This is a genomic window from Roseateles sp., assembly GCF_036486225.1.
In the GTDB taxonomy this organism is placed as follows: domain Bacteria; phylum Pseudomonadota; class Gammaproteobacteria; order Burkholderiales; family Burkholderiaceae_C; genus Roseateles.
Window position 1 is genome coordinate 1 of record NZ_DASVNZ010000148.1, and the last position, 13,179, is coordinate 13,179.

13 protein-coding genes are annotated in these 13,179 nt (G+C 68.2%); 5 read left to right on the forward strand and 8 right to left on the reverse strand.

Features of this window, described 5'->3' with window-relative positions; translation table 11 throughout:
• The 3 genes from VF536_RS10240 to hemP all read right to left on the reverse strand — a co-directional run.
• On the reverse strand, nt 1-1,077 hold a 1,077-nt coding region (locus VF536_RS10240; RefSeq protein ID WP_331614739.1), incomplete at its 3' end, for a hemin-degrading factor.
• A gap of 16 nt (nt 1,078-1,093) precedes the next feature.
• A complete protein-coding gene (locus tag VF536_RS10245; RefSeq protein ID WP_331614741.1) occupies nt 1,094-3,295 on the reverse strand; it encodes a TonB-dependent hemoglobin/transferrin/lactoferrin family receptor in 2,202 nt (733 codons plus the stop codon).
• 193 nt (nt 3,296-3,488) lie between these two features.
• Nucleotides 3,489-3,713, reverse strand: coding sequence for a hemin uptake protein HemP (gene hemP / locus VF536_RS10250; protein ID WP_067277199.1), 225 nt, complete (start codon nt 3,711-3,713; stop codon nt 3,489-3,491).
• Between the two features lie 186 nt (nt 3,714-3,899).
• Between hemP and bfr the strand changes: the two genes are divergently transcribed.
• Together bfr and VF536_RS10260 are read left to right on the forward strand one after the other, a co-directional pair.
• Entirely contained in the window at nt 3,900-4,376 is a 477-nt protein-coding gene (gene bfr, locus VF536_RS10255) for a bacterioferritin (RefSeq protein ID WP_067277196.1), read from the forward strand.
• A gap of 218 nt (nt 4,377-4,594) precedes the next feature.
• The gene (locus VF536_RS10260; protein WP_331614742.1) at nt 4,595-4,831 is read left to right on the forward strand and encodes a (2Fe-2S)-binding protein; all 237 of its coding nucleotides are present in this window, start codon (nt 4,595-4,597) and stop codon (nt 4,829-4,831) included.
• Nucleotides 4,832-4,948: 117 nt separating this feature from the next.
• Here the strand turns inward: VF536_RS10260 and VF536_RS10265 are convergent, their stop codons facing one another.
• Nucleotides 4,949-5,221 carry a hypothetical protein gene (locus tag VF536_RS10265; protein WP_331614743.1) on the reverse strand — a complete coding sequence of 91 codons (273 nt, stop codon included), beginning with the start codon at nt 5,219-5,221 and terminating at the stop codon, nt 4,949-4,951.
• Nucleotides 5,222-5,407: 186 nt separating this feature from the next.
• Between VF536_RS10265 and VF536_RS10270 the strand changes: the two genes are divergently transcribed.
• From VF536_RS10270 to VF536_RS10280, 3 genes are all read left to right on the forward strand, one after another.
• Nucleotides 5,408-7,039 carry a gamma-glutamyltransferase family protein gene (locus VF536_RS10270; RefSeq protein ID WP_331614744.1) on the forward strand — a complete coding sequence of 544 codons (1,632 nt, stop codon included), beginning with the start codon at nt 5,408-5,410 and terminating at the stop codon, nt 7,037-7,039.
• Nucleotides 7,040-7,374: 335 nt separating this feature from the next.
• On the forward strand, nt 7,375-8,769 hold the full coding sequence (locus VF536_RS10275) for an MFS transporter (protein WP_331614746.1): 1,395 nt from the start codon (nt 7,375-7,377) through the stop codon (nt 8,767-8,769).
• A 26-nt stretch (nt 8,770-8,795) separates the two neighbouring features.
• Nucleotides 8,796-9,401 carry a GNAT family protein gene (locus VF536_RS10280; protein WP_331614747.1) on the forward strand — a complete coding sequence of 202 codons (606 nt, stop codon included), beginning with the start codon at nt 8,796-8,798 and terminating at the stop codon, nt 9,399-9,401.
• Between the two features lie 20 nt (nt 9,402-9,421).
• Here the strand turns inward: VF536_RS10280 and ugpQ are convergent, their stop codons facing one another.
• From ugpQ to ugpA, 4 genes are read right to left on the reverse strand one after another with little or no spacing between them, the layout of a single operon-like run.
• Complete coding sequence (gene ugpQ, locus VF536_RS10285; protein WP_331614748.1) at nt 9,422-10,201, reverse strand: glycerophosphodiester phosphodiesterase; 780 nt, start codon at nt 10,199-10,201, stop codon at nt 9,422-9,424.
• Between the two features lie 52 nt (nt 10,202-10,253).
• Complete coding sequence (locus tag VF536_RS10290; RefSeq protein ID WP_331614749.1) at nt 10,254-11,339, reverse strand: sn-glycerol-3-phosphate import ATP-binding protein UgpC; 1,086 nt, start codon at nt 11,337-11,339, stop codon at nt 10,254-10,256.
• A gap of 17 nt (nt 11,340-11,356) precedes the next feature.
• Complete coding sequence (gene ugpE / locus VF536_RS10295) at nt 11,357-12,205, reverse strand: sn-glycerol-3-phosphate ABC transporter permease UgpE (protein ID WP_331614750.1); 849 nt, start codon at nt 12,203-12,205, stop codon at nt 11,357-11,359.
• Nucleotides 12,206-13,093, reverse strand: a complete 888-nt coding sequence (gene ugpA, locus VF536_RS10300; protein ID WP_331614751.1) for a sn-glycerol-3-phosphate ABC transporter permease UgpA — start codon at nt 13,091-13,093, stop codon at nt 12,206-12,208.
• Between the last annotated feature and the right edge of the window lie 86 nt (nt 13,094-13,179).

Consider the following 13,179-nt stretch of genomic DNA (forward strand, 5'->3'; position numbering starts at 1 on the left):
CGGCGCGCCTTCGACCAGGCTCTCCAGCAGGTTGCGCCAGTCGCAGCGCTCGGCCTGGCCGGGCTTGCGTTCGCCGAACATCATTGCGATCGTGCGGCCCTGCGCGTCGAACAGTTCCAGCGAGCACACCAGCCCGTCGACCGTCGGCTTGCGCACCAGCCACGCCGAGGCGATGTGGTCCTCGCGCAGGTGCAGGTTGAAGCCGGGATCCAGCACGTTGATCCACGGGCCCATCATCGCGACCTTGTTCACCGGACCGCTGTGGATCTGGATCATCCCGGGGTTGCCGACGAAGACCATGATCGAGACGTTCTCCTGCGCGGCACGGCTCAGCAGCTCCTGCGCGCTGGACAGCGCCAGCGGCTGCGCGAAGCGCGGCTCGGCCAGGCGCAACGCCTGCGTGCGGCTCAGGCCGTGACGCTTGAGCAGCCCGAAGAAGTCGTGCGTGTCGCGAAGCGAGGCCCACTCGCCGCGGAAGGTCGCGACGTCGATGCGCGCGTCCGGTACTTCGGCCGGGTCCTGCCACGCGTCGCCGGGCTCGAAGCCGGGCTTCTGGTCGTCTGCCAGGAAGCGCTCCACCAGCGCCTCATACGCAGCGAGGTCGCTCTCCGGCTTCACGAAGACCTTGTGGATCGCCTGGCCGGCGGCATCGAAGAACTGTAGGCTGCGCTGCAGCGCGCCGTCGGACAGCCGCTCGGCGACGGCGAAGCCGTGGCGCCAGTGGCTGTAGAAGACGCGCAGGTCGATCGCGCCCCCGAGCACCAAGCCCATCTGGCGCTGCGGTCCCATCGCGCTGACGGCGGTGTAGACGCCGACCTTCTCGTGCACGCAGGACTCGTTGCGGGTCAGCGCCATGACCGGGCCCAGCGGCTCCAGCGCGGCGATCAGGTCCTGCCACTTGGCGCGCAGACGTCGCGCGCGCAGCGGCGATTCCTCGTCGGCGAACGGACCAACGTGCGCGGCCAGCAGTTCGCCTTCGGAGATGCGCAGGTCGCTGGCGATGTCGCGGTGGCGGGCCTTGCGCTCCTGGCGCGCCGTGGCGAAGGCCTGTCGCAGAGCGGTGAAGCTGGCATGCATGGGGAACAACTCCTGGTCAGAAATCGGCGCGCAAGGTCACCTGGAAGGCGCGGCCGGGGGCGGTGTAGCTGTCGATCGTGGCCAGGGCCGCGGGCGTGGCCGTGCTGATGCCAGTGACGTCGTTCCAACGCCAGTACTTCTTGTCGAAGAGGTTGGTGACGTAGGCCGAGATAGAGAAGGTCTTGTCGAAGCGGTAGTTGCCGCCGAGATCGATGACGTCGTACTTCTTCGGCGTGAACTGGCCGGCCGTGCTGACGTCCGACGGCTTCTTGCCGGAACTGTGCAGCCAGGTGGCTTCGACGCCCCACGGGCCGGCGTCGTAGCGGGCGCCGATCTTTCCACGCAGCGGCTGGACGCTGTCCAGCGGCGTCTCGACGCCGTTCTCGATGCTGTGGCCGCGCGACTTCGCCACCGACGCGTTGACGTTGAAGGTCGACGAGACGTCCCAGACGAAGCGCGCTTCCACGCCCTTGATGCGGGCCTGGCTCAGGTTGACGTACTGGAAGATGGCCGGATCCGCGGGCGTGAAGGAGCCGCGCACCATTTCCTGCGAGATGAAGTCGCGGTAGCGGTTGTCGTAGGCGCTCAGCTGCCAGCGCAGCGTGTCCATCACCTTGCCGCGCAGGCCCAGTTCCCAGCTGTTGGCGTGTTCCGCCTTCAGGTCGGGATTGCCGATGCTCTGGTAGCCCTGGATCGGGTTGGCGAAGCCGTTGTTGACCTGGTCCGGCGTCGGCGCGCGGAAGCCCTGCGCCCAGTTGACGTAGGGCTGGACATAGGGCGTCGCGCGCCAGATCAGGCCGACCCGCGGCGTCACCGCCTGATCCGACAGCGAGACGATCTGGCCCGTGTAGCCGTTCTGCTTGGGCGACAGCTTGTAGTGCTCGAAGCGCAGCGCGGGGATGAGCGTGAAGTCGCCCGCCTCGATCTCGTCCTGCAGGAAGGCGCCGGCCAGCGTGTACTTCGTGTCGGGGAAGGGCTTGCTCGGGAAAGTCTCGCCGGCCGGCGGCACCGTGCCGTCGCGCACGCCTTCGATCGTGTTGCGGCTCAGGTCGACGCCGTAGCTCAGGCGCTGGTTCGCGAGCTGCGTCTGCGCCTGCGAGCTCAGGCCGATCACGCGTTCCTTGTAGGTGCCCAGGCGCGTGCGGTCGGCGGCGGTGTTGCGGTCCTCGAAGGAGAACTGGCGCGTCTCGCTGTCCTGCACGTAGACGTGCGTGGTCGCCTGCTGCAGCCAGGTCGCGTTGAGGTCCTCGTAGCGGTGCTCCAGCGAGACCCGCGTGCGGTCCATCTTGTCGTGAGCGTCCAGCGCCAGCACGGCCGTGGACGGCAGCGTGCCGGTCGCGGGCGGCGCAGTGACCGCCGTCAGCACGTTGGTGTCGATCTTGCGCTCGCGGTATTCGAGCGTGCCCATCAGCCGGTGGTTCGCGTTCACGCGATAACCGAGCTTGGCCATCACGCTGTTGGTCTCGAAGTCGGTTGGATTGGGCTTGGTGCGGGTGGCGTTGGGCGCGTTGTTGTCGCCCTCGTTCTTCGTCTCGTGGCCGCGCTGGACCGTCGCCTGCACCAGGCTGCTCCAGTCGCCCGCGCCGAAGGCGACCGCGGCGCTGGCGCGCTTGGAATCGTCGACGCTCATGCCGGTCAGCTTCGCGAAGCCGGCGAAGGTCTTGCCGTTCACCAGCAGGTCCTCCGGCGACAGTGTGCGCAGGCTCAGGGCGCCGGCCAGGCCGTCGCTGCCGTAGGAGGTGGAGGTCGGGCCGCGCAGCACTTCGGCGCTGACCAGGCTGTTGAGGTCGACGAAGTCGGCCCGGCCGCTGGCGAACGCGCCGAACGCGAAGCTCTGCGGCAGGCGGATGCCGTCCACCATCATCAGCACCCGGTTGCCCTCCAGGCCACGGATGTTGATGCCTTCATTGCCCGAGCGGCCCGTGGACGCGCCTGCCGCCGTGAAGCGCGGCGTCATCGCCTTGACCGAGAGATCGACCTCGTCGGACAGCAGGTCCTTGAGGTCACGCGCGTCGCGGCGGTCGAGCTGCTTGCGGTTCTTGACGGTGACCGTGTTGGGCACCGCGTCGACCGAGCGTTCGGTGCGGGTGGCGGAGACGGTGAGTTCGCCGAGTTGCTGGGGGTTCTCAGCGGTCGGAGCCGCTGGCGCGGTCTGGGCGAAAGCCAGCGGGAATGCCAACGACAGGGCGAGCGCGACGGGCGTCGGGCGCAGTTGCATGGTGACGAAATCCTTGTAGTTCTTGGGATCTCGCACGGGCTGGCACGACGCGGGCTGGTGCGGGCGGGCGGTCCTCGCGGACGGCCGGCGTTCAGGGATGGTGGAAAGGGAAAACGGAAACGGAGGCAGGGACGCGGATCGCGAGCGGGCGGACCGGTCCTCGGCCGGCCGCGCCGCTCAGCGGATCACGCGATCACTTGGTCAGGATGAGCTTGCCCAGCGACGTCACACGCAGCCGGTAGAGCGAGCCGGCGTGTTCGATCTCGACCTCGCGGTCGTTGCCCATCAGCGCCTGGCTGCTGATGCGGCGGCGCTGGACGAGCGGAACCGCTTCGCGCGGCGAACCTGCGGCGACCCGTGCGCTGTCCAGCGCAACGGCTTGCAGGGCTTCGAGATGGGGGTGGTGGTGGGCATTCATGCGACGCATCTTAATGAGAACGATTCGCAATAGCAACCAAGAATCGCGACGATTTATTTTTCGATGGAAACGGGCTGCGAATACTTCGCATGCAGAGCGGGGCTGGCGGGTCTTGTCCCCATTCGGCGTAGGGATGAGGACAATGCGCCCATCCCACCGAATTCCATCGAATCCCAGGAGAAGAACATGAAGGGCGACGCCAAGGTCATCGAGTACTTGAACGCGCAGCTGAAGAACGAGCTGACCGCGATCAACCAGTACTTCCTGCACTACAAGATGTACAAAAGCTGGGGCCTGGAGCGCCTGGCCAAGCACGAGTACGCCGAGTCCATCGAGGAGATGAAGCACGCCGACAAGCTGATGGATCGCATCCTGCTGCTGGAAGGCCTGCCGAACCTGCAGGACCTGGGCAAGCTCTACATCGGCGAGAACGCGGTCGAGGCCCAGCACTGCGACCTGAAGATCGAGATGGGCAGCCATCCGCTGTTGAAGGAAGCCATCGCCTACTGCGAGAGCGTGCGCGACTACATCTCCCGCGAAGTCCTCGAGGAGATCCTCGCCGACACGGAAGAGCACATCGACCATCTGGAAACCCAGATCGAGCTGATCGCCCAGATCGGCGAACAGAACTGGCTGCAGAGCCAGATGGGCGAAGCCAGCTAAGCGCCAGCCCGCCCATCCGGGGACCCAGCCGTCGCCAGGAACCCCGAGCCCCGCCTAGCGGGGCTTTTTTTCGTCTGCGTGACGCCGGAAGATCTTCCGTGTCGTTGTTCACCGACAGTTGTCGGACGCGCCGCAGGGGCTCTGCAATCTAATTGAGAGGAATTCGCGTTTGCGCTAGTATCACGGCCATCCCAGGTTCATCCTGACTCGCCGCCGCCATGATCGTCTGCCTCTGTCATCGAGTTTCCGACCGCGACATCCGCCGCAACGTGGCCGACGGCGTCCACAACTTCGACGTGCTCCAGGACGAGACCCAGGTGGCCTCCGCCTGCGGCAGCTGCCACGATTGCGCGCGCGACGTCTTCAATGAAGCGCTGCGCCACTGCGCCGCGTCTCACGGCGTGACCTGCGCCAGCACCTCGCGCGTCATCCCGATCGCACAACTGGCCGCCTGATCGCCCGCCTCCGGGCACGGATCCGGACGAAGAAAAACCGCAGACCGGTCGCCCGGTGCTGCGGTTTCTTTTTGGGCGCCGAGGACGCGATCGTCGCGTCCTTGCGCTCCGCGCCGTTTACTTGGCGGCGGAGGCGCCGTCGGCCGGCTTCTCAGCCTTGTCGGCCTTCTTGTGACCGGCCTTGTGCGCGGCGGTCTTGTCGCCGGCGGCCTTGTGATGCTTGGCACCCTTGTGCTCAGCCTTGGCGTCGGACGCCGGGGCGGCCATCGCTGCCGGAGCGGCTTGGGTCGCGGGCGCTGCCGGGGTGGCGGTGCCTTGGGCCATCGCGGCGCCGGCAATCAGCAGGGCGGGGATCAGGGCCAGGGTCTTGATGGTCTTGAAGGCTTGCATCTGGTTTCTCCAGCGGGTTGAACAAGGTGAGCAGACAACGACGCGGCGACACCTTGTGTTGACAGCCCGACGCTGCTTTGCAATGGGTTACGCAATCCGCACGGGTCCTTCACGCGTCAGGTCTTGTGCGCTGTCGCCCGCGCAGGCCATCGGGCAAGATGCCGCGCACGCCTTCAGGAGACGCCGATGACCGCCCCCCACCACGCCTTCGACTGGACCCGCGGCTACGCGAGCCAGCGCAGCCCGGTCTTCGCGCGCAACGTCGTGTCGACCTCGCATCCGCAGGCCGCGCAGGCCGGACTGCGCATCCTCGGCCAGGGCGGCAATGCGGTGGACGCGGCGATCGCGACCGCCGCGTGCATGACGCTGCTGGAGCCCTGCAGCAACGGCCTGGGTTCGGACGCCTTCGCGATCGTCTGGGACGGCAAGACCTTGCAAGGCCTGAACGCCTCCGGCATCGCGCCGCAGGCGTGGACGCCGGAATACTTCGACCGCAAGCACGGTGTCGGCGCTTCACTGCCATTGCGCGGCTGGGACGCCGTGACGCTGCCGGGCGCGGTAGGCGGCTGGGTCGCGCTCAGCGAGCGCTACGGCAAGCTGCCTTTCGCCGACCTGATGGCGCCGGCGATCGAGATCGCGGAGCGCGGCTACGCCGTGCCGGTGATCGTGCAGGGCAAGTGGCGGCTGGCGTCGAAAGTCGAGGACCTCGTGTCGCAGCCGGGCTTCGCCGAGGCTTTCCTGCCGAAGGGCCGCGCGCCGGAAGTGGGCGAGGTGTTCCGCTTCGCCGCGGCCGCGCGCACGCTGCGCCTGATCGCCGAGACGAAGGGCGAGGCCTTCTACCGCGGCGAGATCGCCGAAGCCACCGCCGCCTTCGCGCGCGAGACCGGCGGCGCGATCACCGCCGCCGACTTCGCCGCCTATGCGCCGGAATGGGTGGACACGATCTCGATGGACTACGCCGGCCACACGCTGCACGAGATCCCGCCGAACGGGCAGGGCATCGCGGCGCTGATCGCGCTGGGCATCCTCAAGCAGTTCGACATCGCCTCGCTGCCGGTGGACAGCGCTGAATCGCATCACCTGCAGATCGAGGCGATGAAGCTCGCCTTCGCCGACACCTACCGCTACGTCAGCGACGCGCGCACGATGGAGGTCCAGGCCGCGGAGCTGCTGGATCCGGCCTATCTGGCCGAGCGAGCGAAGCTCATCGACCGTCGCCGCGCCCAGGACTTCCAGGCCGGCAATCCGGTCAAGGGCGGCACCATCTATCTGACCGCCGCCGACGAGAACGGCATGATGGTCAGCTTCATCCAGAGCAACTACCACGGCTTCGGCTCGGGCGTCGTTGTGCCGGGCTACGGCCTGTCGCTGCAGAACCGCGGTCACGGCTTCACGCGCGAGGCGGGCCACGCCAATGTCGTCGCGCCGGGCAAGCGGCCGTTCCACACCATCATCCCGGCTTTCCTGATGAAGGACGGTCAACCGCAGATGAGCTACGGCGTGATGGGCGCCAACATGCAACCGCAGGGCCATCTGCAGACGCTGGTCCGCATGGTCGACCACCGGCAGCATCCGCAGGCCGCCTGCGACGCGCCGCGCTGGCGCTACAACGCGGGGCTGTCGATCAACGTCGAGTCGACGATGAATCCCGAGGCGGTCGCCGGACTGCGCGCGCTCGGCCACCAGATCGCCGAGATCAACGACAGCTACCAGGACTTCGGCGCGGGCCAGTTCATCTGGCGCCTCGGCGATCCGGCGGTGGAAGGCTATGTCGCCGCGAGCGATCCGCGGCGCGACGGCGCGGCGGCCGGCTGGTGAGTCCCCTGCCTTTCCTCACTTGTCGATGACACGAGGGCGCTGATAGCATCGGCGCCTTCTTCCTCCCCGGAAGCTCTCACGCCACGATCCACGATCGGAGCCGACCCATGACCAAGCTGCTCGACCGCACCAAAAACGACGCCCTGGCGTCGGTGCGCGCGCTTGGCCAGGCCGGCTGGGCGCGACGACCGTAGCGCCTTCACGGCGCCCGCCGGCACGATGCTGCCGGCCTCCCAGGTCCTTGGCTTTCCGCGAGCCCGACGCCCACGGCGTCCCGCCCGCCCGGTCCGCAACCGGCGCACGACGCCCCGCGCGGACCGCATCCGGAGTTCATCATGTTGCCCAACAGGACAACCACGTGGGTCGACCGTCTGCTCGACCGCCTGCTGGATCTCATCCAGCTCCCCGCCGGCGATCTGCTGCGCAACCTCGTCTACCGGCGCCTCTGGACGTCGATCCTGATCAGCTCGCTCGGCGGGCAGATCACGCTGTTGGCGCTGCCGCTGACCGCGGCGGTGCTGCTGCACGCCTCGCCCACGCAGATGGGCGTGCTGACGGCGATGGAGCTCGCGCCCTTCGTGCTGTTCTCGCTGCCCGCCGGCGTCTGGCTGGACCGCGTGCGCAAGCTGCCGGTCTACATCGTCGGCGAGCTCACGCTGGCTGTCGCCGTGGCCAGCGTGCCGATCGCCCACTGGATGGGCTGGCTGGGCATGCCCTGGCTGTACTTCGTCGGTTTCCTGCTCGGCACCGTGTACACGATCGCGGGCAGCGCCTCCCAGATCGTGCTGACGCAGGTGGTGAGCCGTGACCGGCTGGTCGAGGCGCATGCGAAGAATGCGCTCGCGTCCTCCGGTGCGGAAGTCGCCGGCCCCGGCGTCGCGGGCGCGCTGATCAAGCTGGTCGGCGCACCGCTGGCGCTGGCGGTCGACGCACTGCTTCTGATCGCCTCGGCGGCGATCCTGCGCGGCGTCAAGGTCAACGAGACCCTGCATCGCCTGGACGGCGCGCATTTCTGGCGCGACCTGAAGGCCGGCGTCGACTTCGTCCGCGGCAAGCCCATGCTGGTCGCGCTGGCCTGCGCGGTCGGCGGCTGGCAGATGTTCAACCAGGCGGCGCAGGTCGTGCAGATCCTCTTCGCGACGCGCGTGCTCGGGCTCTCGGCGCAGAGCGTCGGGCTGTCCTACATCGCGCTGGGCGCCGGCACGGTGCTGGCCAGCGCCATCGGCCACCGCGTCAGCGCGCGTCTCGGTCCCGGGCCCTGTCTGGTCAGCGGCTTCGCGCTGTGCGGCGTCGGCTGGGCGGCGCTGTGCGCTGCGCCGGCCAATGCCTGGGGCGTCGCGGCCTTCGCTTTCACGCTGTTCATGTTCGGCGTCGGCGCGGTGTTCATCTTCATCAACTTCCTGTCGCTGCGGCAGGCGGTGACGCCGGGGCCGCTGCTGGGTCGCATGACCAGCACGATGCGCTGGCTGATCCTGATCCCCGCCGGACCCGGCGCGCTGATCGGCGGCTGGCTCGGCGAACACGTCAGCCTGCGCGCCGCGCTGGCCTTCGCGGGCGTGGGCGCGGTGCTGCTGGCGGTGCTGGCCTGGCAGGTCCAGGCCATCCGCTCGGTGAAGGTACTGCCCAAGGTCGAGGAGGAAGATCCTCCGCTGGGTGTCGAAGCGATGCCGGGCCTCCCTCCTGTGAGTCAGGCGGGCGGCACGAACCTGCAGCCGGTCAACGGCAACTGAAGACGCCTTCACCGACCATGAGAGTCATGCCTGCCGACGACCCCATCCTCATCGACGTCCCCGAGCGCCTGGAGACCGCCCGTCTGGTGCTGCTGGCGCCGCGGCCGGGCCTCGGGCCGGTCCTCAATCGCGCGGTCCTCGACGCCCAGGAGCATCTCAAGCCCTGGATGCCGTGGGCGCACGAGACGCCTAGCGTCGAGCAGTCCGAGGCGGTCGCGCGCCGGATGCAGGCGCAGTTCCTGCAACGGCAGCATCTGGCGTACTACCTGCACGAGCGCGAGCCGGATGGCAGCCCGGGCCGCCTGATCGGCGGCGCGGGCCTGCATACGCTGGAATGGAAGGTCCGCCGCTACGAGCTCGGCTACTGGATAGGGCCGGCGCACACCGGGCGCGGGCTGGTGTCCGAAGCGGTGGTTGCGCTGGCGCGGATGGCCTTCGGCCCGCTGCGCGCGAGACGGCTGGAGATCCGCACCGATTCGCGCAACGCGGCCAGTCGCGCGGTCGCCGAGCGCTGCGGTTTCTCGCTGGAAGGGCTGCTGAGAGACGACGCGCTCAACGCCGCCGGTCAGCTCAGCGACACCTGCATCTACGGGATGATCTCGATCAACGAATTGATCGATCCCGCGCGCTGAACCGTCGGCTGAACCGGGGCTCAGGCCGTCGGGCTGAACCGGTCGACCGCGTCGGTGATGATGCCGTCGACGCCGTTGGCGATCAGCCACTGCGCGGACGCGGCGTCGTTCACGGTGTAGACCAGCGCCTTCATCTCGGCCTCGTGCAGGCGCGCGACCAGCGTCTGATCCATCAGCGCGTAATGCGTGATGACGGCGCGGCAACCCAGCGACTGCGCCAGCTGCAGCCAGCCGTCGCCGTCGAGCTTGTCGAGCAGCAGGCCTCGCGGCACCTGCGGCGCGGTCTCGCGCGCGCCGCGCAGCGCCTCCGGTTGGAAGCTGCTGAACAGCACCGTGTCCGGCGCCGATCCTTCCCACAGGCGAAGCACTTCGCCGCCGACCACTTCGCCGGTGCGGAACTCGTCGCCCGGCGTGGGCTTGATCTCGATGTTCAGCGCATGCTGATTGCGTCGCACGAAGGCGGCGACGGCTTCGAGGCTGGGCGGCGGTTCGCCCGCGAATGCGCGGCTGTGCCAGCGGCCCGCGTCGAGCCGAGACAGTTCGCTCCAGGTCCGGTCCGCGGCGCGGCCGCGCGCGCTCGTCGTGCGGTCCAGCGTCGCGTCGTGCAGCAGGAAGGGCACGCCGTCGGCGCTGAGCTTCACGTCGCATTCGAAGGCGCGGTAGCCGTGACGCGCGCCCTCGCGGAAGGCCGCCAGCGTGTTCTCCGGCGCCAGCTTGCCGGCGCCGCGGTGCGCCACCCAGAAGGGCAGCGACCAGGGCCAGTTGCTCTCGTCGTCCAGGGTCGTTGTCCGGAGCGTCATGTCGTTCTCCCTGATCGAGGATCCTCGAAACAGATGCCGGCCGGCGTCGCGCTCAGTCGACGCGCTGCCCGGTCGTCGGATCGAACCAGTGCAGCCGCTCGGCCGGCGCCTTCAGCAGCACTTCCGCGCCGGGCTGCGGCGGCGTGTCCGTCCCGTCGATGCGCAGCGTGAAGGCCGCGTCGCCAAGCCGGCCGTACACCAGCCGCTCCGCGCCGAGCATCTCGACCATCTCCACCTTCAGCGGCCAGGCGGTCGTCTCGCCCGCGACGACCTGCCCATCATGCGGCAACGCGTGCTCGGGACGCAGACCGAGGATCAATTCGCCCTCGCGCGGCGCCGGTTGCGGCAGCGGCAGGGCCGCATTGCCGATGAAGAAGCGGCTGCCCTCGACGCTACCCTTCAGCAGGTTCATCGCCGGCGAGCCGATGAAGCTCGCCACGAAGGTCGTCGCTGGGCGGCCGTAGACCTCCTCGGGCGTGCCGAACTGTTCCATGCGACCGCCGTTCATGACGACGATGCGTTGCGCCAGCGTCATCGCCTCGACCTGGTCGTGCGTGACGAACAGCGAGGTCACCCCAAGTTCGCGATGCAGCTTCTGGATCTCGAGCCGGGTCTGCACGCGCAGCTTGGCGTCGAGGTTGGACAGCGGCTCGTCGAACAGGAAGACCTGAGGGTCGCGCACGATCGCGCGGCCCATCGCCACGCGCTGGCGCTGGCCGCCGGACAGCTCGCGCGGCTTGCGCTGCAGCAGGTGGGCGAGCTCCAGGATGCGCGCGGCCTTGTCGACGCGCTCGCGGATCTGGACCTCGGACAGCTTGCGGATCTTCAGCCCGTAGGCCATGTTCTCGTACACGCTCATGTGCGGGTAGAGCGCGTAGTTCTGGAACACCATCGCAATGTCGCGGTCGGCGGGCTCGATCTCGTTGACGACGCGCTCGCCGATGGCGATCTCGCCGCCGCTGATCTCCTCCAGGCCGGCGACCATGCGCAGCAGCGTGGACTTGCCGCAGCCCGAGGGACCGACGATGACGACGAATTCGCCGTCCCGGATCTCGGCGTTGACGCCGTGGATGACGGGGTTGGCCTTGGCGCCTGAGCCGTACTGCTTGACGACGTTGCGCAGGGAGATGCTTGCCATCGGAGTCTTCTCTCGTTTTACTTTTCGGCGTCCACCAGGCCCTTGACGAACCAGCGCTGCATCAGCACGACGACCAGCGCCGGCGGGATCATCGCCAGCAGGGCCGTGGCCATGATGATGTTCCAGTCGTTGGCCGCGTCGCCGCCGCTGATCATGCGCTTGATGCCGATGACGACGGGGTACATGCTCTCGTCGGTGGTGACCAGCAGCGGCCACAGGTACTGGTTCCAGCCGTAGATGAACTGGATGACGAAGAGCGCCGCGATGCTGGTCTTCGACAAGGGCAGCAGCACGTCGCGGAAGAAGCGCAGCGGCCCGGCGCCGTCGATGCGCGAGGCTTCGACCAGCTCGTCGGGGATCGTCAGGAAGAACTGCCGGAACAGGAAGGTCGCGGTCGCCGAAGCGATCAGCGGCACCGTCAGGCCGGCGTAGCTGTTGAGCATCTTCAGGTCGGAGACGACCTGGTAGGTCGGCCCGATGCGCACTTCCACCGGCAGCATCAGCGTGACGAAGATGGCCCAGAAGAAGAAGTTGCGCGCCGGGAAGCGGAAGTAGACGATCGCGAAGGCCGACAGCAGTGAGATCGCGATCTTGCCCACCGCGATGACCATCGCGGAGACGAAGCTGATCCACATCATCTGGCCGACCGGCGCCTTGGAGCCGCCGCCGGTGTTGCCGAACAGCGCCGAGGCGTAGTTGTCCAGGAAATGCGCGCCCGGGAGCATCGGCATCGGCGCCTGGACGATCTCGTTGGCGGTGTGCGTCGAGGCGACGAACGCGATGTAGAGCGGGAAGGCGACGATCAGCACGCCGAGCACCAGGATCAGGTGCGACAGCATCGTCAGGGCGGGGCGGCGCTCGACCATTCAGTACTGCACTTTCTTTTCGACGAAGCGGAACTGCAGCACCGTCAGCGTGACCACGATGACCATCAGCACCACGCTCTGCGCGGCCGAGCCGCCCAGGTCCAGCGCCTTGAAGCCGTCGTAATAGACCTTGTAGACCAGGATCGCCGTGTCCTTGCCGGGGCCGCCGTGGGTGGCCGCGTCGATGATGCCGAAGGTGTCGAAGAACGCGTACACGACGTTGATCACCAGCAGGAAGAACGAGGTCGGCGACAACAGCGGGAAGGTGATCGTCCAGAACCGCCGCCACGGGCCGGCGCCGTCGATGGCGGCAGCCTCCAGCAGCGACTTGGGGATGGATTGCAGGCCGGCCAGGAAGAACAGGAAGTTGTAGGAGACCTGCTTCCACACGGCGGCCATGACGACCAGGATCATCGCGTGATCGGCGTTGAGCAGGTGGTTCCAGTCGACGCCCAGGCGCTGCAGGCCGTAGGAGACGACGCCGATGGACGGCGCGAACATGAACAGCCACAGCACGCCCGCGATCGCCGGGGCGACGGCGTAGGGCCAGATCAGCAGCGTTTTGTAGACCGGCGCGCCGCGCACGACGCGGTTGGCCATCGTGGCCAGCAGCAGCGAGACCGCCAGTCCGAGCACCGCCACGAGCAGCGAGAACACCGCCGTCGTCTTGAACGAGGCGAGGTAGCTGTCGTCGTTGAACAGGGTCCGGAAGTTGTCCAGGCCGACCCACTCGGTCGACAGGCCGAAGGCGTCCTGCTGCTGCAGGCTCTGCAGCAGCGCCTGGGCCGCCGGCCAGAAGAAGAACACGCCGATCACCAGCGCCTGCGGCGCCAGCAGCAGCCAGGGCAGCCAGCGCGATCGGAACACCACGCGTTTCTGTTGGGACATCCGGAGTCGGCGCCGAAGGAGGGAAGGGAGAGGACCGGGAGGGACGGACCCGGAGCGGCGGGGCCGCTCCGGTGCGTCAACCTGGG

Excerpts from the sequence above, each read along its gene's own strand:
- bfr (WP_067277196.1), top strand. The coding sequence starts at position 3,900 with ATGAAGGGCGACGCCAAGGTCATCGAGTACTTGAACGCGCAGCTGAAG.
- VF536_RS10245 (WP_331614741.1), bottom strand. The coding sequence starts at position 3,295 with ATGCAACTGCGCCCGACGCCCGTCGCGCTCGCCCTGTCGTTGGCATTC.
- ugpE (WP_331614750.1), bottom strand. The coding sequence starts at position 12,205 with ATGGTCGAGCGCCGCCCCGCCCTGACGATGCTGTCGCACCTGATCCTG.
- VF536_RS10290 (WP_331614749.1), bottom strand. The coding sequence starts at position 11,339 with ATGGCAAGCATCTCCCTGCGCAACGTCGTCAAGCAGTACGGCTCAGGC.
- hemP (WP_067277199.1), bottom strand. The coding sequence starts at position 3,713 with ATGAATGCCCACCACCACCCCCATCTCGAAGCCCTGCAAGCCGTTGCG.
- VF536_RS10280 (WP_331614747.1), top strand. The coding sequence starts at position 8,796 with ATGCCTGCCGACGACCCCATCCTCATCGACGTCCCCGAGCGCCTGGAG.
- VF536_RS10270 (WP_331614744.1), top strand. The coding sequence starts at position 5,408 with ATGACCGCCCCCCACCACGCCTTCGACTGGACCCGCGGCTACGCGAGC.
- ugpQ (WP_331614748.1), bottom strand. The coding sequence starts at position 10,201 with ATGACGCTCCGGACAACGACCCTGGACGACGAGAGCAACTGGCCCTGG.
- VF536_RS10265 (WP_331614743.1), bottom strand. The coding sequence starts at position 5,221 with ATGCAAGCCTTCAAGACCATCAAGACCCTGGCCCTGATCCCCGCCCTG.
- VF536_RS10260 (WP_331614742.1), top strand. The coding sequence starts at position 4,595 with ATGATCGTCTGCCTCTGTCATCGAGTTTCCGACCGCGACATCCGCCGC.
- ugpA (WP_331614751.1), bottom strand. The coding sequence starts at position 13,093 with ATGTCCCAACAGAAACGCGTGGTGTTCCGATCGCGCTGGCTGCCCTGG.
- VF536_RS10275 (WP_331614746.1), top strand. The coding sequence starts at position 7,375 with ATGTTGCCCAACAGGACAACCACGTGGGTCGACCGTCTGCTCGACCGC.